Consider the following 24,851-nt stretch of genomic DNA (forward strand, 5'->3'; position numbering starts at 1 on the left):
ACAAACGGCCGGGGTTCATAATAGAAGAAAAAAAGGAGCAGTCTGATGACACAGCAATTTATCGTACCGCCGAAAAAAGGGCTCGGCCTGAAGGTTCACAAAGGGCAGATTATAAAAGTAGTCGATGTGGAAGGGCAGCAGGTGGCTGATTTTACGGCGTATCATGCCAAGGACTTTTATGAACATCTTGATCAGGGCGCGACGATTGATGCCAACCAGTCCATTCATGTAAAAACGGGTGATCATATTTATTCGAATTTATACAAGCCGATGCTGACGCTGATTGAGGATACAGTCGGCAAGCATGACCTGCTGCTTCCCGCCTGCCGTCCGGATATGAACAGGCTTTTATACGGAAAGCATAAAGACGAGCTCCAGGATACGTGCTATGACAATATGAGCGGGGCGCTTGAACCGTTCGGGGTGCCGCGGCCGCATATGCATTACCCATTTGCCATCTTTATGAACACGGTGCTCGATGAGAAGGGGAACTTATCAGTCGAAACGCCTCTTTCTGACGCGGGTGATTATGTACGGCTCCGTGCGGAAATGGATCTCGTCGTCGCGTTTTCATCCTGTCCGATTGAAAAAGGAAAATGCAACGGAGACAGCATCACGGCGCTGCGGGTGGAAATCAGCTGATCCCGGTGTATTTGATTCACTTAAAATCTGCACCTGTGCTATATTTAACAGAGAGTCGTACATAGTGGCATGATTCATTTTCAGCATGAACGGGAAATGGATCATAAAGAAACAATGCAGGAGGAGTGATTGGGATGAGCATCCAGAAACAAATTATGAATGATCTCCATGTAAAGCCCTCAATTGATCCGAAACAAGAAATTGAGGACAGAGTGAACTTTCTGAAACAATATTTAAAAAAAACAGGTGCCAAAGGCTTTGTGCTCGGCATCAGCGGGGGGCAGGATTCCACGCTTGCGGGACGCCTCGCCCAGTTGGCGGCTGAAAGCATCAGAGAAGAAGGCGGAAACGCTGAATTTATCGCCGTCCGCCTTCCGCACGGCACACAGCAGGATGAGGATGACGCCCAATTGGCGCTCAAATTCATTAAACCTGATAAATCATGGACATTTGATATTAAGTCCGCTGTCAGCGCGTTCGCTGATCAGTATAAAAAAGACACGGGCGATCAGCTGTCTGACTTTAACAAAGGAAATGTAAAAGCCAGAATGAGAATGATCGCTCAATATGCCATCGGCGGACAAGAGGGGCTGCTTGTCATCGGAACCGACCATGCGGCCGAGGCGGTGACCGGTTTCTTCACGAAATACGGTGACGGCGGAGCTGATCTGCTGCCGCTGACCGGATTAACGAAACGCCAGGGCAGACGTTTATTAGAAGAACTCGGCGCGCCGGAACGCCTGTATTTGAAATTACCGACGGCCGATCTGCTCGATGAAAAACCGCAGCAGACTGATGAGACCGAACTCGGCATCACATACAATGACATTGATGATTATTTAGAAGGCAAGGATGTTTCTTCCGAAGTGATTGAAGCGCTGGAAAAACGCTACCTCAGTACGGAGCATAAGCGCCAGGTGCCGGCATCGATGTTTGATGATTGGTGGAAATAGAATAAAAAAAACCTCCCTTTTGAAAGGGAGGTTTTTTGTTTATTTCATTTTTATTTATCTACACTTTCATAAATCCCTACCCAATACCCTTTGCTGCTGTCATAGTATTTGCTTTTAAAAATCCACTTTGTTCCATCTAAAACGAAAGAAGCAGCGAAGTTGCCGTTAGGGCTTTGAACGAGTTTGATGGCATTAATGCCGGCATCTGCTTTCGTTGAGATTGGGCTATTTTCCACGGATGCTGTTGGTGATGCGGCAAAGGCAGGAGCGGCAGACATCAGTAAGGCAAGAGACAGCGCAGAACCGGTTAACACTTTTTTGAATTTCATTTCGAACACTCCCTTTTCAAATGAAATGTATTACAGTGTTAATAATTGGATGATTATCCATAAAATACCTTCCATGTTTCTGAAATTTTTTTCTTCATTTGAAAAAAACATTCCTTCAGAGGGACTTTTTATTTATTGATCCATTTGCGTGGGTCAGGGACATGTTTTCAAAACGTTTTTTTATTTGATGCGGATATGATTCAGATTCACCATCAATCTGTCGGTGAATCTTCGAAGGCTGCCTCTCGAATCAGGCTCAAGAGGCAGATTTGCTTGGGCAGCGATCGTTTCTGCGACCTGCTGAATAGACATTTGGTCTGTATGGAGATGTTCTGTGAAGAGGCTATGAGACAGGCTGTTGATGCAGCGGTCGATTTGTTTTGCGGCCCAGGAGTTTTTTCCTTCCGCTCTGGTGCGCAGGCGTTTCAGCAATGTTTTCTTTGAAGCCAGCAGGGTAAAGTGGTGAATGGTCCGGCCATCCTGTCTCAGCCTGCTGATCATGTCATGGAAGTATTGATCGTTCGTAATGGTCATGGGCACAATGATGATGCCCTGATATGTATCTGACAAATAGGAAAGCATGCTGTAATTGAATTCCCGCCACAGAGGGTAGCTTTGAAAGTCATCATCAGCGATATCCGGCGGTATCATCGAACGCATCGCAAACCCCATCTTTTCAGGATCATATACGTAAGACGGTTTCAGTCTTCTGTGCAGTTCAAACGCTGTTTGTGTTTTTCCGGAACCGAAAGCCCCATTTATCCAAATGATCATCATGATATCCCCCTTTTTCTATATGATACAAAAAAGACCCTTCGATCGAAGAGTCAGCGGGAAAAAACAGACGTATATTCGCGGAGCGATTCCTTTATATGCGTAAAGGCATGTTCTCCAAAATACTCAAGAGAAACAAAACCGTCATATTGTCTGTTCATCAGCTCTTTTAAAAATGCTTTTTGATCGAGATCTCCTTGAAAAATCGGAGTTGGCTTGCTGAGATACCAGTTGTCAAAATTCCAGTGATAGTTTTTCAGATGAATGTGGCTGACGGTATGATACAGTTTTTCTAAAGCGGGCATTTGGTCAACGTGATTGACGTGTAGGTTGGAGCCGTCAAAAATGGTGCGGACCCGCGGATGTCCGACATCCTCCAAAAATGCCAGCGCCGCCTCCGGTGTATCCGCGTACGTATCGTAATGAATCTCAAGCCCGATATCGACTTCATAGTCATCTGCGAGCCGTGCCGCCTGCTGAAATTGATCAACCGCACGTTGCCACTTTTCCGGTGACGTCCGATGCGAAGGAAGATTGCCGGCAAAGACTCTGATCAAGGGACTGTGCAGCTGTCGTGCCGCGCTTAATGCCCTTTGAACATCCTTTAACGCCTGCTTTTCATCCTGAGTGGCGAAGTCAGTGTACAAACTGACGGCAGGTACCCCGATGCCTTCCTCCTGAAGCTGCTGATCAAGCCTGTCGAGCGGGCCGATTTCCTCTATATATTGTTTAGCGTGTCCGTACCACAGTTCGATTCCGTCAAAGGAGTGCTCCTTCGCGAAAGAAATGATGTCGAAAATATGCTTTTTTTTAAATCCTGTCGTGCAAAAACTCAGTTTCATCGGTAATCCTCCCGTAACTGTCTATCATATGTGTACTTTTTCCCCGGGTGCGATACGGATAAACAGGTGAAAAGGGCAGACACTTTTATAAGCGGGGTGTGTCTGCATCAGTTCAGTGCGGCACACAAATTGTTTAGCGCTTTTTTGCGTCAAAGTATTAAATAATTGACCGAAGTGTTGTACAATTAATTTCATTCGAGTAAGGGGGGAGAAGCCATTGAAAAATGAAACGGAGCTGACGGACTTCAGTCCCGTCCGCAATAAACCGACTCGCGCTCGTTATGTGATACTGATTCTTTTGTTTTTTATCACTGCGATTAATTATATAGACCGTGCCAGTGTATCCATCGCCGCCCCGTCCATTCAGACATCGCTGAACATAAGCCCCGCGCTTTTGGGCGTCGTCTTTTCCGCATTCAGCTGGACTTATACGGGAATGCAGATTCCCGGCGGGCTCATTTTGGACAAATTCGGGTCAAAACGGACGTACGGCGTTTCTTTATTGATCTGGTCGGTTTTCACCGGAGTGCAGGCTTTTGCGGCCAGTTTCGGATTTTTATTCGGCTGCCGCCTGATTATCGGGCTGGCTGAATCGCCTGCGTTTCCGGCAAACAACCGGATTGTCACGACATGGTTTCCAAGGCGGGAACGCGCCTTTGCGACGGGTGCTTATACGGCGGGAGAATATGTGGGGCTGGCGTTCGCCACACCGGTTTTATTCTGGGTGTTAACGGCATTTGACTGGCGCGCCGTCTTTATTTCCTCAGGGGTGCTCGGGCTTGTTTTCTCCATTTTCTGGTTCAAAATGTATCACGAGCCGAATCGGTGCCGGAAAGTGAACCGGGAGGAGCTTGATTATATTAGAGAAGGCGGCGGACTGACAGAGGTGTCAGAATCAGCCGGCAGGATCACGTGGCCGGATTTCGTCCAGCTTCTTAAATACCGCAAGCTTGTCGGCTTGTATATCGGCCAGTTCGCCGTAGCCTCCACGCTGTTCTTCTTTTTGACATGGTTTCCGACTTATCTGGCGGAGGCAAAGCACATGGCTTTCTTAAAAGTCGGCTTCGCCGCATCAATTCCGTATATCGCCGCCTTTTTCGGCGTATTGTTCGGCGGATATTGGTCTGACGGAATGATGAAACGGGGCGTCTCGGTGAACGTTGCCCGGAAAACGCCCGTCATCCTCGGTCTTCTGCTGACAGGCTCCATCGTGCTCGCGAATGTTACGGATTCTGCTCCTGCGGTTTTGACGATCTTATCCATTGCTTCTTTTGCGCAGGGCATGTCCAATATATCCTGGACGATGCTGAGTGAGGTGGCGCCAAGCGAGACAATCGGATTGGCAGGAGGCGTGTTTAACTTTTTCGCCAATATGGCCGGCATTATCACCCCGCTTATCATCGGGTTTATCGTTTCTGCGACCGGTTCATATAACGGAGCGATTCTGTTTGTCGGCGCTGTCGCATTTATCGGGGCATTTTCTTATATTTTCATTGTCGGAAAGGTGGAGCGCATTACGCTCCGATAGAAAGAAAAACTCATCTCTTCTTATAAAGGATGGGTTTTCTTTCATTGCATTATCTCTATATTTCAATATTGAGTTATCATATAATAAACATAACTTTTTCATTTCTTAGGAGGATTTCGCCGAAGATGAACGCAAAACGTGCCATTCCCGTAAGAGAAAGAAACATCGTACTGATCGGATTCATGGGTGTCGGAAAGACAACAATCGGCCAGCTGGTCGCTAAGAAATTATACAGAGACTTCATTGATATTGATTTGCAGATTGAGAAAGATTTCAATATGTCCATCCCTGAAATGTTTGAGAAAAAAGGTGAAGCCTTTTTCCGTCAGACCGAAAAGGATTATATATTAGATATCTGCCGCAATACGAAATTCAAGATCGTGTCACTTGGGGGCGGTTCGTTTAAACAAGAGGAAATCAGACAGTGCTGTCTTGAAAACTGTCTCGTGCTCCATCTTGATTTATCATGGGAGAATTGGAAGCAGCGGGCTGACCTGCTGATTGAAAGCCGTCCCGTTCTGCATAACCGTTCCATGGATGAAATGCAGCAGCTCTTTAACGAGCGCCAAAGCATCTATGATAAACATAATTCAAAAGTGGCAACGGATAATCTGGAACCGGAAGAAATCGCCGATTATATCGTAGAAACGTTAAAAATCGGCTGGGATCTGTATCAGCCGATGTAAAAAGAGCCGTGACGCTGTGAGCGTACGGCTTTTTTGTTTTCTTTTAAACAAACGTTTATTAAAATTTTTAGAAAATGAGTGTAAAATCGTGTTAAGATAGAGTCAGAAAATTAAAACTTATAAAACAAAGGAGAATAATCGGATATGCAATTATACGACTTGCCGCTCGACCAACTGCAAACCTATAAACCAAATAAAACCGCTCCTCATGACTTTTCGGATTTTTGGGCCTCATCATTACATGAGCTTGCAAAGGAAGAGGCAAAGCCTGAATTGACGGCTGAAAGCTACCCGGCTGACGGCGTGAAAGTATTCCGGCTGACATACCGGAGCTTCGGCAAGGCGGAAATTGAGGGATGGTACGCCGTTCCCGACCGAAAAGGCCCGCATCCGGCCATCGTGAAATACCACGGCTACAACGCAAGCTATGACGGGGACATACATGACATCGTAAATTGGGCGCTTCACGGATATGCCGCGTTCGGGATGCTTGTCCGCGGCCAGCACAGCAGCACAGATACAAGCGTCTCACCGCATGGACACGTTCCCGGCTGGATGACGAAAGGGATTTTAGATAAAGATACATATTATTACCGCGGCGTGTACTTAGACGCCGTCCGGGCTTTGGAAGTCATCAGCGGCTTTGATGAAGTGGATGAGACGAGAATCGCCGTCATCGGGGGGAGCCAGGGAGGCGGACTTTCAATCGCCGCGGCGGCACTATCTGACATCCCGAGAGCGGTTGCAGCCGATTATCCTTATTTAAGTAATTTTGAGCGGGCCATTGATGTCGCTCTTGATGAGCCGTATCTTGAGATTAACTCCTTTTTCAGAAAGAACGGCAGCCCTGAAACGGAGAAGGCCGCGATGAATACACTGGCCTATTTTGATATCATGAATCTGGCGGACCGCGTAAAAGTTCCGGTGCTCATGTCCATCGGGCTGATTGACCGCGTGACTCCGCCGTCGACGGTGTTTGCCGCTTACAATCATCTGGAAACGGAAAAAGAATTGAAGGTGTACCGGTATTTCGGACATGAATACATACCTTCTTTCCATACGGAAAAGCTGGCCTTTCTGAAAGCGCATCTGAAAGGCTGACGACAGCGAAAAGCCCAAGTACTTGGGCTTTTTTCAGGAATGATCACGGAAAAGGACGGATACAGATGAAACAAAGGATCATCGAAGAATTAAAACGAATTGAAGCACAGCACGGCGTCAAGGTGCTTTACGCCGTAGAATCAGGGAGCCGCGCATGGGGATTTCCGTCAAGCGACAGCGACTACGATGTGCGGTTTCTCTATGTGCCGAAAAAAGAATGGTACTTTTCGATCGAACCGCATAGGGATGTCATAGAAGAGCCGATTCATGACATGCTAGACATCAGCGGCTGGGAACTGAGAAAAGCGCTGCGGCTTTTTAAAAAATCAAATCCGCCTCTTTTGGAATGGCTCTCTTCTGAGATGATCTATTATGAAGCTTTCTCAGCGGCTGAAAAGCTTCGAAAACTGAAAATCCGCGCCTTTTCGCCTGAAGCCTGCATTTATCATTATCTCAATATGGCAAAACGGAATGAAAAAACGGAATTGCAGGGCAGTGAAGTGAAGATTAAAAAGTATTTTTATGTTCTGCGTCCTCTCCTTGCCTGCAGATGGATTGAAACGTTCGGCTCCGTACCGCCGATGTCATTTCCCGTACTGGCCGATGCCTTATTGACGGATGAAGCGCTCATTTCTGAAATCAATATACTGCTTACAAGGAAAAAAAGCGGTCAGGAGCTGGCTCCGGAACCGAGAAATACGATGATTCATGTGTTTATAGAAGAAGAAATAGAACGCATCGGGCACTATGTCAAAACGATCAAAACGCCGAAACCTGACATAACGGAGGAACTGAATCAGCTATTGATTCAGGCCGTCGAAGAGGCGTGGGGGGAAAAAGGCGGAAATTGACGATTGCCGTCATTTCCGTCCGCCTTTTTTCGGCATAATCCGCCTGCTATCTAAGAAGCTGATTGTGGTAAAACCACAAAAATTTATCAGAATCTTTGTATTTTTAGAATATTGTGAGAGGATGTTTTGTCCATTTACAATAGACTCATACAAATACTTCTTAGATTGCGGGGTGTTAAGGTTGGAAGTGATTACAAGAGATTTTTTCTTATTTTTATCCAAGAGCAGCTTTCTCAATAAGATGGCGCGAAGCTGGGGAAGCCGTGTGGCAGCCGGCAAAATCATCGGAGGAATGGATTTCCGCAGTTCTATCCCGACAATCCGACATTTGAACAGCCAGGGGCTGTCAGTTACTGTCGATCATTTGGGGGAATTTGTCAACAGCGGTGACGTCGCGAAAGAACGCACCGAGGAGTGCATGCAGACCATCGCCTTAATTGCTGATGAACAGCTGAATTCCCAAGTGTCATTAAAAATGACGTCTTTAGGTCTTGATATAGATCTCGATCTCGTCTATGAAAATATGACGAAAATCCTCCAGACGGCTGAAAAACATAAAGTCATGGTGACGATTGACATGGAAGATGAAACGAGATGCCAGAAAACGCTGGATATCTTTAAAGACTTCCGGAGCCGGTATGAATATGTAAGCACCGTGGTGCAGGCTTATCTGTACAGAACGGAGAAGGATCTTGATGACCTCAGCCCGCTGAATCCGTTTCTGCGGCTTGTCAAAGGGGCCTATAAAGAATCGGAAAAGGTGGCCTATCCTGAAAAAAGCGACGTCGATGAAAATTATAAAAGACTCATCCGCAAACAGCTTTTAAAAGGACATTATACGGCAGTCGCCACGCATGATGACAAAATGATCGAGTTTACAAAACAGCTTGCCAAAGAGCACGGCATTCCAAACGACCGTTTTGAGTTTCAGATGCTGTACGGCATGCGCTCGCAAACCCAGCTCAGCCTGGTGGAAGAAGGATACCGCATGAGAGTCTACCTGCCTTACGGGGATGACTGGTACGGCTATTTCATGAGACGGCTCGCCGAACGCCCCTCAAACATCGCATTCGCCTTTAAAGGAATGACTAAGAAGTAAAAAAGGGAGAGATGACAATGACTACACCTTATAAACACGAACCATTCACGAATTTCCAAGATCAATCGAACGTTGAAGAATTTAAGAAAGCGCTTGCGACGGTAAATGAGTATATGGGAAAAGATTATCCGCTCGTCATCAACGGTGAAAAGGTAGAGACGGAAGCGAAAATCGTATCCATTAACCCTGCAGACAAAGAAGAAGTCGTCGGAAAAGTGTCAAAGGCGTCCCAGGAGCACGCTGAGCAGGCGATTGAAGCGGCTGCGAAAGCGTTCGAAGAGTGGAGATACACATCCCCTGAAGAAAGAGCGGCCGTTCTGTTCCGCGCGGCTGCCAAAGTCCGCCGCAGAAAGCACGAATTCTCCGCCCTGCTCGTCAAGGAAGCGGGAAAACCTTGGAACGAAGCTGATGCGGATACGGCGGAAGCCATCGACTTTATGGAATACTACGCGCGCCAGATGGTTGAATTGGCAAAAGGCAAGCCGGTCAACAGCCGCGAAGGCGAGAAGAACCAATATGTCTACACACCGACCGGCGTAACGGTCGTCATTCCGCCATGGAACTTCCTCTTTGCGATTATGGCGGGAACGACGGTGGCACCGATCGTAACGGGCAACACGGTCGTTCTTAAACCGGCAAGCGCGACACCGGTCATCGCGGCGAAATTCGTAGAAGTGCTTGAGGAATCAGGTCTTCCGAAGGGCGTTGTCAACTTTGTGCCGGGAAGCGGAGCGGAAGTGGGAGACTATCTCGTCGATCACCCGAAAACAAGCATCATTACGTTTACGGGATCACGTGAAGTCGGTACGAGAATTTTCGAACGCGCGGCGAAAGTGCAGCCGGGCCAGCAGCACTTAAAGCGTGTTATCGCTGAAATGGGCGGTAAAGATACGGTTGTTGTCGATGAGGACGCGGACATTGAATTGGCGGCTCAATCCATCTTTACATCAGCATTCGGCTTCGCTGGACAAAAATGTTCTGCAGGTTCACGTGCAGTTGTCCATGAAAAAGTGTATGATCAAGTATTAGAGCGCGTCATCGAAATCACTGAATCAAAAGTGACGGCAAGCCCTGACAGCGCTGACGTGTATATGGGACCTGTCATCGACCAAGGTTCTTACGACAAGATCATGAGCTACATCGAAATCGGAAAAGAAGAAGGCCGTTTAGTAAGCGGCGGCACCGGAGATGATTCAAAAGGCTACTTTATCAAGCCGACGATCTTCGCTGACCTTGATCCGAAAGCCAGACTCATGCAGGAAGAAATTTTCGGGCCGGTCGTGGCGTTTTCTAAAGTATCAAACTTTGATGAAGCACTGGAAGTGGCCAACAATACTGAATACGGTTTGACAGGCGCGGTCATTACAAATAACCGCAAACATATTGAACGGGCGAAACAGGAATTCCATGTCGGCAACCTGTACTTCAACCGCAATTGTACGGGAGCGATTGTCGGCTACCATCCGTTCGGAGGCTTCAAAATGTCCGGCACTGATTCAAAAGCGGGCGGCCCGGATTATTTGGCCCTCCACATGCAGGCGAAAACAATCAGTGAAATGTTTTAAGAGGGACTGAATGGGCATCCTCCTCGCGGGGGGTGTCCATTTCACCATAAACCTATAAAGCGGAGGAGGAAATGCCATAGCAAACATTCAGTTGATTATTTCCATTTGTATTTATATGGCGGGCATGCTGTTTATCGGTTATTTCGCCTACAGACGGACGTCGAATCTGACGGATTACATGCTCGGTGGGCGTTCTTTAGGCCCTGCCGTCACAGCGCTCAGCGCGGGAGCGGCGGATATGAGCGGATGGCTCTTGATGGGGCTTCCGGGCGCTATGTTCTCGACAGGATTAAGCGGCGCTTGGATTGTGCTCGGGCTTGTGCTCGGGGCGTGGGCGAACTGGCTTTTCGTGGCGCCGAGACTGAGAACGTATACCGAAAAAGCGGGGAATTCCATCACCATTCCGGGTTTCCTTGAAAACCGTTTCGGTGATCATACGAAGCTTCTCAGACTGTTTTCGGGTCTTGTCATTCTCGTCTTTTTCACTTTTTACGTATCATCCGGCATGGTGTCCGGAGGTGTCTTATTCAACAGCATTTTAGGGTGGGATTACCACACCGGCCTGTGGGCCGTGACAGGCGTCGTTGTCGCCTACACCTTGTTCGGGGGCTTTTTGGCGGTAAGCTGGACGGACTTTGTCCAAGGGATCATCATGTTTGCGGCGCTTATTCTCGTGCCGATTGTGACGATTTTCCATACGGGCGGCCCGGGGGAAACCGTTGCCGATATCCGTTCCGTCAACCCGGAACTGTTTAATATGTTCAAAGGGACCACCGTCCTTGGCATTATTTCTTTATTTGCGTGGGGGCTCGGCTATTTCGGGCAGCCGCATATTATTGTGCGCTTTATGGCGATCACATCTGTGAAAGAGATCAAACGCGCCAGACGGATCGGAATGGGATGGATGATTTTGTCTGCACTCGGCGCGCTGTTTACGGGTCTTGCGGGAATCGCGTATTACCACCAGCGCGGGTTGAAGCTGGATGATCCGGAAACCATTTTTATTCAGCTCGGCAATATTCTGTTCCACCCGATTATTACGGGATTTCTCATTTCTGCGATTTTAGCGGCCATTATGAGTACGATTTCGTCTCAGCTGCTCGTTACGTCCAGTTCTTTAGTGGAGGACTTGTATAAGTCCATGTTCAGGCGTTCAGCTTCTGATAAGGAACTCGTATTTCTGGGGAGAATGGCAGTGCTTGCGGTGTCAATCATCGCCCTGGTGCTCGCCTGGGAGAAAAACAACACGATACTTGGTCTTGTCAGCTATGCATGGGCGGGATTCGGCGCTTCATTCGGGCCGGTCGTACTGCTCAGTTTATTTTGGAAACGGATGACGAAATGGGGGGCACTCGCCGGCATGATTGCGGGAGCGATTACCGTAATCATTTGGGCGAATGCCGGTCTTTCAGACTTTTTGTACGAAATCATTCCGGGCTTTGCTGTAAGCCTTGCCGCTGTATTTGTCGTCAGCTTATTGACACAGGCTCCGTCAAAAGATGTCACAGATCAGTTTCATGACTACCGTGATACACTTTCTCAATAAAAGCAAGGAACGAGAGGAAGAAGGGACCGCCCTTTTTCCTCTTTTCACGATACAGGCTTTCGGATCATTCCGTTTTGGGAGTATATGAATTTTTTTCTATACAAAAAGTCACCCCTCAGAGTATGATAAAGATAAAAAGAGCATAGGAGAAATAGGTATGGAAGAGCTTTTAGAGAGAGTTTTTTCATTTACGGACATTGATAAATTAATTGATTTCATCAGTTATGAATTGCAGAAGCCCGTTATTCTGGAAAGCGCGGATTTCTTTTTGCTTGCCTATAATTCTTATTACATTAATCACTTCGACTCCGCCAACCAGCAGACGATATTCTCAAAAAAATGCCCCGTGCAGATTTTTGAAAGGTTTCTGAAGGACGGAGTGATCGAAAAGCTGAAAACCGTTCCTGAACCGTTCCGTGTCGAAAAAATAGACAGTATCGGACTGAATCAGAGAGTGGTTGTAAGCGCAAAACATAAAGGGGAAGTGATGGGCTACATCTGGATTCAGGAGCTCGACCGAAACTTGACGGACGAGGAGCTCGATTTTTTATATGAAACTTCATTCCATGTCGGAAAAATCATCTATAAAACGAACCGGCTGAAACAGGAAAAAGAAGAGAGAGCGGAAGACCTGGTGAAACGGGCGATCTTTCAGCAATTCTCCTCTGAAAAGGAGTTCAGGCGGGAAGCGGAAAAGATGAACGCCGTGCTGCCGTCGGTTTTTTCGGTAGTCGTCCTGCATGCCGCAAATGGGGATGGGGAGGCAGTCGAAGATGTAAAGGAAAATATCAAATCGTACTTGAATTTGCGGGATAAAGTCAGCCACGTCTTAACCATTGATTCCAATATTGTCATCGTCGTCGCAAGCTTCTCGCAAAAAAGCTCCGGCACTTCGGCAGCATCTGAATTCATCCACAAACTGCTGACTCATTTTCACTTTCAGAAGATCCCCACTCCCATCTATATCGGAATCGGCAATGAATACAGCAGCATCCTGAAGCTCGGGAAAAGTTATATAGAAGCCCTTGAAGTCATAAAGGCCGCCGAAATTACCGGAAACCAGGAAAATATCCCGTACGAATACAGTAAGCTCGGGATTTACCGCTATCTTGAAAGCATCGAAGAAAAAAACGCCTCACTGGAATATGTAAACGATGATTTAGCGTTATTAAAAGCCAAAGACAGAGAAAGCAGCACCGAACTGCTGAAAACGTTAGAAATCTATCTCCTCAATAACTGCAAAACAAAACCAGCCGCAGAACAGCTTTTTATTCATCAAAACACATTGAACTACCGCATCAAACAGATTCTTGACATGACATCAATTAATTTAAACGACTTCAGGACAAGGTGCCAGCTGTATCTCGATATCATGCTGATGAAAAAGAGATAAAAAAGAAACCAGTCGCCGTACTGGTTTCAGTTTTAATACCTTCCCGCTTATCAATCTCAGAACCTCACTTCTGAATCACTCCTTTCCCGCAAGATGAGAAATGAATAAACACTGCTCCTCAATATGTGTTATACTTTCATTGATATTGATTCTCAATTAAAAATGTATGAAGTATAGATATAAACGGGAGGCAGAACGATGGCGGAAAATCATGAGGTGTACGACGTCACGATTATAGGCGGAGGCCCGATCGGCCTGTTTGCGGCTTTCTATTGCGGGATGCGGGAGCTGAAAACGAAGGTGATCGAGTTTTTACCGCGGCTCGGAGGGAAGGTGTCTATGTTTTTCCCTGAAAAAATCATCCGTGATATCGGCGGAATACCCGGGATTGCCGGGGAACAGCTGATTAAGCAGCTGAAGGAGCAGGCGGCGACATTTGAGCCGGATATCGTGTTGAATCAGCGGGTGGCCGGATTTGAGCGGCTGAAAGACGGAACCATTGTGCTCGAAAGTTCCAAAGGGGAAAAACACTATACGCGCACGGTGATTTTGGCCGTCGGCATGGGGACGCTTGAGGTCAATGAACTTGACAGCGCGGATGCGAGCCGGTATTCAGGAAAGAACCTTCATTATAAGGTGGAGAAGCTTGATGCGTTTCGAGATAAGCATGTCGTGATTTCCGGAGGGGGAGATACCGCGGTTGACTGGGCGAATGAGCTGGAACCGATTGCGGCATCTGTTACCGTTTTGCACCGCCGTGAGGAGTTTGGCGGTTTGGAAAGCAGCGTGGCGAAAATGAAGCGGTCTTCCGTGCGGGTGCTTGCGCCGTATCGTCTGAAGCATCTCAACGGCACAGGGGAACGGGTCGAGAGCGTCACCGTTTGCCAAACTGAGTCCGGACTTTCTGAAGTCATCAAGCTTGATGAGCTCATTATCAACCACGGGTTTAAAATTGATCTCGGTCCGATGAAGGACTGGGGACTTGAGATAGAAGAAGGCAGGATTAAAGCTGACAGACATATGCGGACGAATCTTCCGGGCGTGTTTGTCGCCGGTGACGCCGCCCATTATGAAAGCAAGCTCAGATTGATTGCAGGCGGTTTTACGGAGGGGCCGACCGCCGTGAACAGCGCCAAAGCCTATTTGGACCCGCAGGCAGATCAGATGGCGATGTATTCGACTCATCATAAAAAATTGGTGACACAATAAAAAAGGCTGACCCCCGATGTTGAGTCTGGGGGGTCAGAAAAGCATTCCGGCGTATCAGCTGTGAACGAGCATGTCTTTCATTTCATTTCGTATAAACGCAAATAACTGCTCCTGGTTTTTCACAGCGGTAAACCCGCAGCCGGCGGGGACGTCTTCGCCCATGCAGATGACGGGAGGGCGGTTTGCCGACGGATCCGGTGATATGCCGATTTGTTTTCCGGCGCTGATCAAATGCTGAGCGGATTCTTTGCCCGTACAGATAATCATTTGCAGAGGAGACTCACTGATCGTGCGTTCGATCATGGAAGTGAACCGCTCATCCGCGATATGTTCATGGGTGATATAAAAAGGGCATGATTTTGATTCTGACAAGTTTTCTGCCGCTTGACGGCTTCCTACAATGAGTGAATGCGGAGAATCATGTTGACATTCGGATAGGAGAAAGCCCCGTTTTGTCAGTTCCGTCTTTGCGGCCTCAGTTGCTGCATTCAGGCTTGCGGTCACCCGGCGGATGTCGATCTGCTTGAAAGCCAGTGTGTCAAAGAATTCGCATACCGCAAGGCGTGATGTGAAAAATAGTTGTTCAAAGGTGCTGATCTGTTTCAGGATGTTTTCGTTTGCGGGCATTTTTTTAACGATCCGCTTCGGCCATTCGATAACATCGGCGCCATACTCGCGCAGCTTGTCTGTCAATGTATGTTCTTCATCGCCATGAGTGACAACCATGATATGCCGCCCGATGAACGGTTTGCTTTCAAACCAGCTGTGTGTTTGAAAATTGACAATATCACCGATGACGATAATGGCAGGGTTGGTGATGTTTTGGCTTTGAACTTTTTCATGGATATCCTGAAGCGTTCCTTTAACGCTCCGCTGCCGCCCCCACGTCCCCCATTGAATGACGAGTACGGGAACGGAAGGGGATTTTCCGTACTCCGTAAGCTGCCGGCATATAAATGACAGATTTTTAACGCCCATGTAAAACACAAGCGTTTGAACGCTTCGGGCAAGCCCTTCCCAGTCGAGATTCGGCCTGCCTTGCAATGATGTATCATGAGCGGTGATCATCGCGAAGGACGAAGCGAAATCACGATGGGTGACGGGGACTCCCGCATACAGCGGCGCTGCGATACCCGAGGTGATGCCGGGCACCATTTCGTAGCGGATGCCGTGCTGATGAAGCGCCTCTGCTTCTTCGCCGACTCTGCCGAACACACTTGGGTCTCCGCCTTTCAAGCGGACGACGGTGCAGCCCTCCGCCGCTTTTTCAATCAGCAGGGCATTTATCTCAGACTGTTTCATAAAATGGCGGTCGGGCAGCTTTCCGCAATAAATGAACCGGCAGTCCGGTGAGGCATATTCAAGAAACTTTGGGTTTGCGAGCCGGTCATACAAAATAATATCCGCTTTCTCCAGAGCCTGTTTTCCTTTTACGGTGATCAGCCCCGGGTCTCCTGGGCCGGCACCGACAAAATATACGATTCCGTTTTTCATGATGGCGTCATCCCTTCAGCAATTTAAAAAATGAAGGACCACTTGAAAAAGTGATCCGGTCTTTGCTCAATACAGGAGGTATACATTCTCTCCTTCAATCAGTGTTTCGTATGTTTTGACACAGCCATGATCCGGCTCTTGGACTTTTCCGTCTTCTAAGGAGATTTTCCAGTCATGCATCGGGCAGAAGACGTATTCTCCGCTGACGATGCCTTCAGCCAGGACGCCCCCTTTATGGGGACAGCGGTTTTCGACGGCGCGGACGCTCCCGTCAGAAAGCTTAAATACGGCAAGCTCTTTATCTTCTATATATACGGTTTTTCCTAACTCCTCCGGTAATTCGTTTACTTTGCCTATGCAAACCTTTGTCATATCTTTATTAACCATGTCCGTTCCCCCTTACTGTTTTATGAAGTCGTGACGACATTTTCGAATAGATCTTTAGATGCTTTTTTATCTTTAAGGAAGTATTGCCACGGATCTTTGTGGACAGAGAGTGTTTCATTCATTCTGTCGTTGAGCTCCTGCCGTTTTTCCGGATCGTTTAATACGGATTGGACATGAGATAAACCGACGCGCTCAAGCCATGCGGATGTCCGCTCCAGATAGTTTGCCGTTTCTCTGTAGTACTGAAGGTAAGCACCCGCATATTCTAAGACTTCTTCATTCGTTTTTACTTTCATCAGCAAATCACCGGCGCGCAAATGGGTTCCGCCGTTTCCGCCGACATAAAGCTCCCAGCCTCCGTCGATGCCGACAACGCCAAGGTCCTTAATGCCTGATTCCGCACAGTTCCGAGGGCAGGCGGACACGGCCATTTTAACCTTATGAGGCGTATTGAGCCCTTCGAATGTTTTCTCAAGCGCAATGCCCAGTGCCATGGAGTCTTGCGTGCCGAAGCGGCAGAATTGTTCGCCTACGCACGTTTTTACCGTGCGGAGTGTTTTTCCGTACGCGTAGCCTGACGGCATATCAAGCTCGGCCCATACTTTCGGCAGGTCTTCTTTTTTGACGCCGATGAGATCAATTCGCTGGCCGCCGGTCATTTTAACGAGCGGGATCTCATATTTGTCGACGACATCGGCGATCTTGCGGAGATCCTTAGAGTTGGTCACGCCGCCGTACATACGGGGCACGACTGAGTATGTTCCGTCTTTTTGAATATTGGCGTGCATCCGTTCGTTCACAAAACGGGATGTTCTGTCATCCTCGTATGTAGCCGGATTAATCATGCCTAAGTAGTAGTTGAGGGCAGGACGGCATTTGGAGCAGCCCTCCGGCGTTTTCCAGCCGAGCACGTTCATGATTTCTCTTGTATGGGACAGCCCTTTGGCTTTGATTTCTTCTACGACTTCATCTCTCGACAGTGAGGTGCAGCCGCAAATCGCTTCTTTTTGCGCGGACGCGTCAAATTCTGAGCCCAGTGTATATTGAAGAATGTCTTCCACGAGCGGTTTACAGCCTCCGCAGGAACGGGATGCCCCGGTGCATGCTTTGATTTCGTCCGTTGATGTGCAGCCTTTTTCCTGAATGGCTTGAATAATCGCGCCTTTTGAAACGCCGTTGCATCCGCAGATGATTTCATCGTCGCTCATCGCCGCGGTCATGCTTGCGCCTGCTTCCTGATCAAGAGGCTGTAAGATTGATATTTTGGAGGTTTCAGAGATATCGGCTTCTTTTTGAATCATTGAAAACAGGCGGCTGCCCTCGCTGCTGTCTCCGAACAAAACAGCGCCGACAATTTGATTGCCCCTCAGGACGATTTTTTTATAAATGCCGTCCTGCTCATCGAACACTTTAATCGCTTTTTTGTCCTCTGATTCGTTAAAGTCACCGGCAGAGAAGACTTCGACGCCTGATACCTTTAATTGAGTGGAGAGAACGGAGCCTTCATACGGTTTTGTTTCAATGCCGCAAATATGTTTGGCCAGCACTTTCGCCTGTTCATAGAGCGGCGCCACAAGACCGTATGCGATTCCGCGGTGCTCGGCACATTCACCGACCGCGTAAATGTGCGGAATGTCAGTCTGCATATAATCATTAACAATGATTCCGCGGTTTACCGGAATGCCGCTTTCTGTGCCAAGCTGTGTATTCGGGCGGATGCCGACCGCCATGACGACCAGGTCAGCTTCGATGCTTGTGCCGTCTTTGAAGCGTACGCCTTCGACACGGTCAGTACCGAGAATTTCTTCGGTTTGCTTTTCAAGGAAAAAGGTCATGCCTTGTTTTTCTAATTCGTTTTGCAGCAGGCGTCCCGCCGCTGCGTCAAGCTGGCGCTCCATCAGGAATGGGGCGAGGTGGATGACAGACACGTCCATTCCGAGATTCAGCAGTCCGCGTGCGGCTTCCAAACCCAGCAGTCCTCCGCCGATGACGGCTGCTTTTTTATATTGTTTTGACGCGGCGAGCATCGTGTCTGTATCTTTTATGTCCCGGAATGCCGTGACGCCTTGTTTGTCTGCGCCCGGAATCGGAAGGATAAAAGGGACAGAGCCTGTCGCCAGGATGAGTTCATCGTAAGGCTGGATTCTGTCTGCATCGGTGATGAGGGTTTTGTTTTCCGTGTCGACTTTGATGACTGTTTCACCGGTATACAGCTGAATGTTGTTTTCTTTGTACCAGTTCCAATCGTTTAACGTAATGTCTTGAATGTCGGTATTGCCTTGCAGCACTTTTGACAGAAGGATTCGGTTATAGTTGGGATGAGGTTCGGCCCCGAATATTGTAATCTCAAATTCGTCTTTTGAAACACGCAGTATTTCTTCAATCGCTCTTACCCCGGCCATTCCATTTCCAACAAGGACTAGCTGTTTTTTTCCCATCAGATGATCCGCTCCTTATCTTTGTTTTTTTTAGCGTAGCACAGCAAAAACAAATATTTAAGATGCATGTTATGAAATGTAACAAAAAATACTAAAAAATCTAAAAATTTTATGAAAAATTATATAGGGCTGATTCGTACCGCGCACATCTTAAAACCGGGCATTTTACAGTCCGGGTCCAAGGCTTCACCAATTAAATCGTTGACGTTTTGCGTGTCAGACCAATGGATGGGGACAAACAACGTGTCTTTTCGTACGTTCTCCGACCATCTGCTCCGGACCGTGATGCTGCCCCGGGGGGATTCTATCTTCACGAGAACACGGTCTTCGATATGATAGTTGGCCGCCGTTTTTGGGTGGATTTCCATAAACGATTCAAAATGTCTCGCGGCAAGAGCGGCGCTTTTTCTTGTTTGGACGCCTGTTAAGTAGTGAGACATCACCCTTCCCGTCGTTAAATAAAGCGGATAATCGGCTGTCGGCTTCTCTTTTGGAACAGGTGGTTCGTTTGGAATCACACTTAATGCCGCTTTTTGATCCGGATGAGCAAATGATTCTGTAAACAAGCGCCCAGTTCCGGGATGATCAGATTCCGGACACGGCCAATGAATGCCGCCTTCACGTCTGAGCCTGTCGTATGAGATGCCTGAATAATCGGCAATCCCGCCTCGGCTCGCTTCTCTCAATTCATTAAAAATATCCTCCGCTGACGTATAAGAAAAGTAGCGGCCCTTGCCGAGAGCGGATGCGAGATCACAAATGATCTGCCAATCATGCTTCGCTTCGCCGGGACATGACCGGCTCGCTTCTCTTAATGTCACGCGGCCTTCTGCATTTGTCATCGTGCCTTCGTCTTCCAAATAAGAGGAGGCGGGTAAAATCACATCTGCGAATGCCGCGGTCTCAGAAATAAATAAGTCAACTGCGACAAAAAATCTCAGTTTCTTGATTGCCTGCTTGACGAAATTCGCATTTGGGCCGGAAACAGCCGGATTGGAACACATGAGAAACAGTCCTTTGATGTCGCCGTTATCTATTTTTTCTATCATTTCATAGGCTGAGACACCTTTTCGCGGCAGCTCATCCTGATGAATCCCCCACACCTTCGCAATATGCGCCCGGTGTTCTTCAATTTCGATAGAACGGTAGCCCGGAAGCTGATCCGCTTTTTGGCCGTGTTCTCTCGCGCCTTGTCCGTTGCCTTGACCGGTAATCGCCCCGTAACCTGAGAAGGGCTTGCCGATTTTTCCGGTGATCAGCACCATATTTAAGAAAGCTTTCACCGCCGCGGTACCGTCAGTCTGCTGTTCGATCCCCCGCGCTGTAAACAGCATGCCGGATGTTTCCTTGGCAAACTTCACGGCGGCCTTTCGCATATGCTCCAAAGGCACACTTGTCTGCTCGGAAATCTCTTTCAGATCCAAAGCGTCGGTATGCCGTTTGAGCTTATTGAATCCGTTTGTGCGTGTGCGGATAAAGTCTTTGTCTGTAAGCTGTTCGTCAATGCAGATTTTGACGAGTCCGTTTGCCAGGGCGGCGTCTGTGCCGGGCTTGATTTTCAGGTGAAGATCGGCTATTTTGGTCGTCGCCGTTTCCCGGGGATCAATGGCGATAATGTAAGCCCCGTTTTCTTTCGCTTTATCAAAATACGGCATGATCGTCGGCTGGCATTCCGCGATATTGGTGCCTGCCAGGATGATGACACGTGTATGCGGAATGTCCGATAATGGATTCGTCAGGCCCCTGTCCGCGCCGAATGTCTGGCCGGCCGCCGTTGCTGCGGCAGACATACAGAGCCGCCCGTTGTAATCGATGTATTTCGTCTGTAAGCCGACCCGTGCGAACTTTCCAAGCAGATAGGCTTCTTCATTTGTAATTGAGGCGCTCCCATAGACGGCCATCGCATCATTGCCGTGTTCGGTTTGGATCAGATTGATTTGTTCCTTTATGCGATTCAGTGCTTCAGCCCAAGAGACAGGCACAAATTCACCGTTTTTTTTAAGCAGGGGGCGTGTAATGCGGGAAGAGTGCACGGCATGCTGATGGGCATTCATGCCTTTTGTACATAAACGGCCATGTGTCGTCGGATTATCAATGCCGATTGCAGTGTATTTCTTCCGTGCCGCGAAGGTTTGTTCCGTAAGCTGCATTTTGCATTGCATGCTGCAGAACGGGCATTGCGTCTCATATGTTTTTTCCGATTGGACATCTTGCAGTTTGTCACGGAAATAACGGAGCATCGGTTCAGTCAAAAAGCTTCATCCTTTCGTATGGCGTTTTCCCGGCAGACAGGTTTTGCAGCAGGGATATGTCTGAACGGAGATTTTTCAGAAGCTGTGTCCGCATATCTTCTTCAAACAGCATTTCTCTGATATGGACGAGGCCGAGTCTGTCAACCCATTGATAAATCGCTTCGTTGTAGTGAGCCGTTTCGCGATAATATTGAATAAGGCCTTTCATCATAGCGGCGGTACTGTCTTCGTTATTCGTCACACAAAAAAGGATGCCGGCGCGGGCTTGTTTTCCGCGGACGCCCCCGATATAAATTTCCCAGCAAGTTTGTGTCTGAAGCACGCCGATATCCTGAATGTAAGCATCGCTGCAATTGTTTTCACATGACAAGCTGACGGATACATAAGCGGGGACGGCAAGTGTGTCGGTATCTCGTTCAATCCTGCTTGCCAGCTCTTGAAAGGAGCGATGCTGTCCGCACGTACATGCTTTGATTTGAATCGTCCAGCGGTGCCGGGGGGAGAAAACCGGCATGTTCAGTGCTTTTCTGATGCTTGCAAGGTCATTTGGCCTGATTCCGGAAAGCTTCAGCCGGTGACTGTCAGTAATTGAAACGCCGGGGATGCCGTATGTTTCAATGACGTTTGCGATGTTTTTGAGCTCTCCCGCACTTGTCAGTCCGCCGTACATTTGCGGAATCAGGGTGCATGTCTCTTCTGCCGATATTTCATTGAACTGCATAAAATCAGGCCGCATCCTTTCCAGGTAGTAGTGAAGCGCCGGAATACAAATGCGGCAGCCGTTTTCTGTTTTCCAGCCGATCACTTCCATCACCTCGGCGGTATCAGTGAATGGACGGCGCCGAAGTTCGGCGATGACTTCTTCTTCCGTCAAATCGGTGCAGCCGCAAAACGAAGGCTGGCGGGAAGGTTTTGTGTAATCATCGCTTACCATATACTTCAGCAAGTCTTCGACGAGCGGCCTGCATCCCCCGCAAGACCCGGACGCTTTTGTCATGTGCTTCACTTCCTCCGCGGTTTTTAAGCCATATTTGTTCACCGCTTCTTCAATGGAGCCCTTGGTCACTGAGCTGCATTGGCAAATGGTTTCATGGGGTGGCATGGATTCAAAGGATATACCGCCTTGATCGGGTTCCATGAGCTGTTTTTTCACGATGGAAATGTCCCTTTGCTTCACAAGACTGTCGAGAAGCCGCTGTTTACCGCGCGTGTCCCCGAATAAAATAAAGCCGGCCGGTTTATCGTCCTCAAAGAGCGCTTTTTTGTAGATGCCTCCATGCTCATCATGGAACAATATGCCGGCTGTGTGCTCATCCTCGTGCACCTTTCCTGCCGACCATACATCAATACCGGCTATTTTTAAGGCCGCAGATTGTGCAAAGCCTTGAAACCCTTCACACGGAACGCCGCATAGATGCTGTGCGAGCACTTTTCCCTGTTCATAAAGCGGTGCAGCCAATCCGTGTACAATCCCGTCATGCTCCGCGCATTCACCGACGGCATACACATTCGGTTTGTTCGTCTGCATGAATTGATTGACGATGATTCCTCGGTTCACTGAAAGTCCGGCAGATGCAGCCAATCGGATATTGGGCCTCACACCGGCGGCCATGACAATCAGGTCTGCTTCTATGGAAGAACCGTCTTTGAAACGGATGCCTTCCGCCCGTGAGTTTCCTGTAATGGATGCCGTGTCTTTCTCTAAAAGAAAGACTAAGCCTTTTCGCTCCAGTTCTTTCTGCAGCAGATGGGATGCCGTTTGATCAAGCTGTTTTTGCATAATGGCGGAAGAGTGGTGAATGACGCTGACGTCCATGCCGAGCTGCCGTAAGCCGACGGCCGCTTCAAGACCTAATAAACCGGCGCCGATGACCGCCGCCTTTTGATACCGGCCGGCCGCATTGATAAGGGATTGGCAGTCTTCTATTGTCCGAAAGCCGCAGACGCCTTCTTTCTCTGCTCCGGGTATGGGGAGAATATAAGGAGAGGAGCCAGTTGCCGCGATGAAATGATCGTAAGTCATGCTGCGCTTCCGATCCGTTGTGACAACCTGCCGTTCTGTATCTATGTGTACAACCGTTTCTCCCGTGTAAAGCGTAATTCCGTTTTTTTCGTACCATTCGCGGCTATTCAGCGTAATGTCATCAAGCGAAACCTCACCTTGTAAAACGGAGGATAAGAGAATGCGATTGTAATTGGGATGAGGTTCGGTTCCGAAAATAACAATCTCAAACATGTCACGGTTCATCTTTAAAATGTGTTCAATACAGCGGATTCCGGCCATTCCGTTCCCTGCAACAATTAATCGTTGTTTCTTCATTCGCCAAACCTCCTTTGCAGCTGCCTGTAAGTTTTGCTTCTCTATGAGAAATTATGGCACATTGCCTGATTAACGCATTAAATGTGTCGCATTATCTTACACATGTCTTTTCCAGTGAATGCCGGTCATATATTCTTGATTCAGCAATTTGAAATGATAGAAGACCAGAAAGGAGAATGTTATGAAGCTGTCGGAATTAAAAACAAGCGGCCATCCGCTCACTCTGCTCTGTTCCTTCTTATATTTTGATGTGAGTTTTATGATTTGGGTCATGCTGGGGGCGCTCGGCGTTTATATTTCTCAGGATTTCGGGTTATCTTCTTTTGAAAAAGGGTTTGTCGTGGCTCTGCCGATCTTATCAGGATCTGTGTTTCGGATCATTTTAGGCGTGTTAACGGACAGGATCGGTCCGAAGAAAACAGCCGTGATCGGGATGCTGATTACAATGATCCCGCTGCTTTGGGGGGCATTCGGTGGCCGTTCTTTGACTGAGCTGTATGCGATCGGCATTCTGCTGGGCGTGGCGGGCGCAAGTTTTGCTGTCGCGCTTCCGATGGCGAGCCGGTGGTATCCGCCTCACTTGCAGGGGCTTGCGATGGGGATAGCAGGTGCCGGCAACAGCGGCACTTTGTTTGCGACATTGTTCGGTCCCCGCCTCGCAGAACAGTTTGGGTGGCACAGTGTAATGGGAATTGCGCTTCTTCCGTTGATGATCGTTTTTATACTGTTTATCGTCATGGCGAAGGACTCTCCTGCACAGCCCGCACCGCAGCCGCTTAAAAACTATCTTCACGTTTTCAGGCAGAAGGAGACATGGTGTTTCTGTCTTTTGTACGGCGTCACTTTCGGAGGTTTTGTGGGATTATCAAGTTTTTTGGCGATTTTTTTCGTTGATCAATATCAATTGTCAAAAATCCATGCCGGTGATTTCGTCACAATATGTGTTGCAGCGGGCAGTTTCTTTCGCCCTGCAGGAGGCTGGATTTCAGACCGTGCGGGAGGTGCGAAAGTTCTCGCTGTACTGTTTGTCATCGCGGCTCTGTGTATGGCGGGAGTCAGCAGCCTGCCTCCGCTTTCAACGGTGATCGTTCTGTTGTTTATCGGAATGATGGCGCTCGGTATGGGCAACGGAGCAGTATTTCAGCTTGTCCCTCAGCACTTTGCAAAAGAAATCGGAATGGTGACGGGAATCGTCGGAGCGGCCGGCGGCATAGGAGGTTTTTTCCTTCCCAATATTTTAGGATCATTGAAGCAGATGACGGGAACTTATGCGATCGGTTTTATCTCTTTTTCATGTATCGCATTGCTCGCATTTGTGCTTGTTCTGGCCGCAGGCTATTTTTGGAGAAAAAGCTATGGCACTGAAAACAGTCCTGCGGATGTTTAAGTTTGGGCGGAAGACACGTATGACAGCGTGTCTTTTTTATGATTGATTATTTTCC

20 protein-coding genes are annotated in these 24,851 nt (G+C 48.2%); 12 read left to right on the forward strand and 8 right to left on the reverse strand.

All coding sequences use genetic code 11. The annotated features are described in order from the left end of the window. Window positions 1–45 precede the first annotated feature (45 nt). Together U2H13_RS01740 and nadE are read left to right on the forward strand one after the other, a co-directional pair. Window positions 46–642 carry a DUF1989 domain-containing protein gene (locus U2H13_RS01740; protein ID WP_011996295.1) on the forward strand — a complete coding sequence of 199 codons (597 nt, stop codon included), beginning with the start codon at window positions 46–48 and terminating at the stop codon, window positions 640–642. Between the two features lie 134 nt (window positions 643–776). Further along, window positions 777–1,595, forward strand: a complete 819-nt coding sequence (nadE, locus tag U2H13_RS01745) for an ammonia-dependent NAD(+) synthetase (protein ID WP_007409061.1) — start codon at window positions 777–779, stop codon at window positions 1,593–1,595. 50 nt (window positions 1,596–1,645) lie between these two features. Here nadE and U2H13_RS01750 read toward each other — a convergent pair whose 3' ends face one another. From U2H13_RS01750 to U2H13_RS01760, 3 genes are all read right to left on the reverse strand, one after another. Continuing rightward, window positions 1,646–1,924 (reverse strand): antimicrobial peptide LCI, encoded by a 279-nt coding sequence (locus tag U2H13_RS01750; protein ID WP_007609269.1) that lies wholly within the window; start codon window positions 1,922–1,924, stop codon window positions 1,646–1,648. A 180-nt stretch (window positions 1,925–2,104) separates the two neighbouring features. Beyond that, window positions 2,105–2,698 carry a tunicamycin resistance ATP-binding TmrB gene (gene tmrB / locus U2H13_RS01755; RefSeq protein ID WP_121984610.1) on the reverse strand — a complete coding sequence of 198 codons (594 nt, stop codon included), beginning with the start codon at window positions 2,696–2,698 and terminating at the stop codon, window positions 2,105–2,107. Between the two features lie 53 nt (window positions 2,699–2,751). Continuing rightward, window positions 2,752–3,540 (reverse strand): sugar phosphate isomerase/epimerase, encoded by a 789-nt coding sequence (locus U2H13_RS01760; RefSeq protein ID WP_104679037.1) that lies wholly within the window; start codon window positions 3,538–3,540, stop codon window positions 2,752–2,754. Window positions 3,541–3,757: 217 nt separating this feature from the next. On the opposite strand from U2H13_RS01760, the gene U2H13_RS01765 reads away from it, so the two are divergent. From U2H13_RS01765 to U2H13_RS01805, 9 genes are all read left to right on the forward strand, one after another. Then, window positions 3,758–5,068: an MFS transporter gene (locus tag U2H13_RS01765; RefSeq protein WP_007609271.1), complete on the forward strand. Its 1,311-nt coding sequence runs from the start codon at window positions 3,758–3,760 to the stop codon at window positions 5,066–5,068. Between the two features lie 125 nt (window positions 5,069–5,193). Then, on the forward strand, window positions 5,194–5,754 hold the full coding sequence (locus U2H13_RS01770) for a shikimate kinase (protein ID WP_003156609.1): 561 nt from the start codon (window positions 5,194–5,196) through the stop codon (window positions 5,752–5,754). Window positions 5,755–5,898: 144 nt separating this feature from the next. Beyond that, entirely contained in the window at window positions 5,899–6,855 is a 957-nt protein-coding gene (cah, locus tag U2H13_RS01775; RefSeq protein WP_127070164.1) for a cephalosporin C deacetylase, read from the forward strand. Between the two features lie 65 nt (window positions 6,856–6,920). Further along, the gene (locus U2H13_RS01780; RefSeq protein ID WP_376700648.1) at window positions 6,921–7,706 is read left to right on the forward strand and encodes a nucleotidyltransferase domain-containing protein; all 786 of its coding nucleotides are present in this window, start codon (window positions 6,921–6,923) and stop codon (window positions 7,704–7,706) included. A gap of 187 nt (window positions 7,707–7,893) precedes the next feature. Continuing rightward, window positions 7,894–8,805 carry a proline dehydrogenase family protein gene (locus tag U2H13_RS01785; protein ID WP_087920787.1) on the forward strand — a complete coding sequence of 304 codons (912 nt, stop codon included), beginning with the start codon at window positions 7,894–7,896 and terminating at the stop codon, window positions 8,803–8,805. Between the two features lie 17 nt (window positions 8,806–8,822). Continuing rightward, the gene (gene pruA / locus U2H13_RS01790) at window positions 8,823–10,370 is read left to right on the forward strand and encodes an L-glutamate gamma-semialdehyde dehydrogenase (RefSeq protein ID WP_103527171.1); all 1,548 of its coding nucleotides are present in this window, start codon (window positions 8,823–8,825) and stop codon (window positions 10,368–10,370) included. 91 nt (window positions 10,371–10,461) lie between these two features. After that, on the forward strand, window positions 10,462–11,916 hold the full coding sequence (gene putP / locus U2H13_RS01795; protein WP_376700649.1) for a sodium/proline symporter PutP: 1,455 nt from the start codon (window positions 10,462–10,464) through the stop codon (window positions 11,914–11,916). Window positions 11,917–12,073: 157 nt separating this feature from the next. Further along, on the forward strand, window positions 12,074–13,309 hold the full coding sequence (locus tag U2H13_RS01800) for a CdaR family transcriptional regulator (protein ID WP_003156600.1): 1,236 nt from the start codon (window positions 12,074–12,076) through the stop codon (window positions 13,307–13,309). 198 nt (window positions 13,310–13,507) lie between these two features. After that, window positions 13,508–14,518: an NAD(P)/FAD-dependent oxidoreductase gene (locus U2H13_RS01805; RefSeq protein WP_103527170.1), complete on the forward strand. Its 1,011-nt coding sequence runs from the start codon at window positions 13,508–13,510 to the stop codon at window positions 14,516–14,518. Between the two features lie 54 nt (window positions 14,519–14,572). On the opposite strand, the gene cobA is transcribed toward U2H13_RS01805, so the two are convergent. The 5 genes from cobA to nirB all read right to left on the reverse strand — a co-directional run bounded on the left by cobA (window position 14,573) and on the right by nirB (window position 23,409). After that, window positions 14,573–16,012, reverse strand: a complete 1,440-nt coding sequence (gene cobA / locus U2H13_RS01810; protein ID WP_100261589.1) for a uroporphyrinogen-III C-methyltransferase — start codon at window positions 16,010–16,012, stop codon at window positions 14,573–14,575. 66 nt (window positions 16,013–16,078) lie between these two features. Next, window positions 16,079–16,399: a nitrite reductase small subunit NirD gene (nirD, locus tag U2H13_RS01815; protein WP_007409365.1), complete on the reverse strand. Its 321-nt coding sequence runs from the start codon at window positions 16,397–16,399 to the stop codon at window positions 16,079–16,081. 20 nt (window positions 16,400–16,419) lie between these two features. Beyond that, on the reverse strand, window positions 16,420–18,837 hold the full coding sequence (nasD, locus tag U2H13_RS01820) for an NADPH-nitrite reductase (protein WP_233662492.1): 2,418 nt from the start codon (window positions 18,835–18,837) through the stop codon (window positions 16,420–16,422). 119 nt (window positions 18,838–18,956) lie between these two features. Further along, entirely contained in the window at window positions 18,957–21,089 is a 2,133-nt protein-coding gene (locus U2H13_RS01825) for a molybdopterin oxidoreductase family protein (RefSeq protein ID WP_022552564.1), read from the reverse strand. After that, on the reverse strand, window positions 21,082–23,409 hold the full coding sequence (nirB, locus tag U2H13_RS01830; RefSeq protein ID WP_121984615.1) for a nitrite reductase large subunit NirB: 2,328 nt from the start codon (window positions 23,407–23,409) through the stop codon (window positions 21,082–21,084). Before nirB ends, U2H13_RS01825 begins: the two co-directional genes overlap by 8 nt. A gap of 181 nt (window positions 23,410–23,590) precedes the next feature. Between nirB and U2H13_RS01835 the strand changes: the two genes are divergently transcribed. Next, window positions 23,591–24,796: an MFS transporter gene (locus tag U2H13_RS01835; protein ID WP_014416869.1), complete on the forward strand. Its 1,206-nt coding sequence runs from the start codon at window positions 23,591–23,593 to the stop codon at window positions 24,794–24,796. Window positions 24,797–24,851 lie beyond the last annotated feature (55 nt).

It is taken from the genome of Bacillus sp. A1, from assembly GCF_042296235.1.
Lineage (GTDB): Bacteria > Bacillota > Bacilli > Bacillales > Bacillaceae > Bacillus > Bacillus velezensis.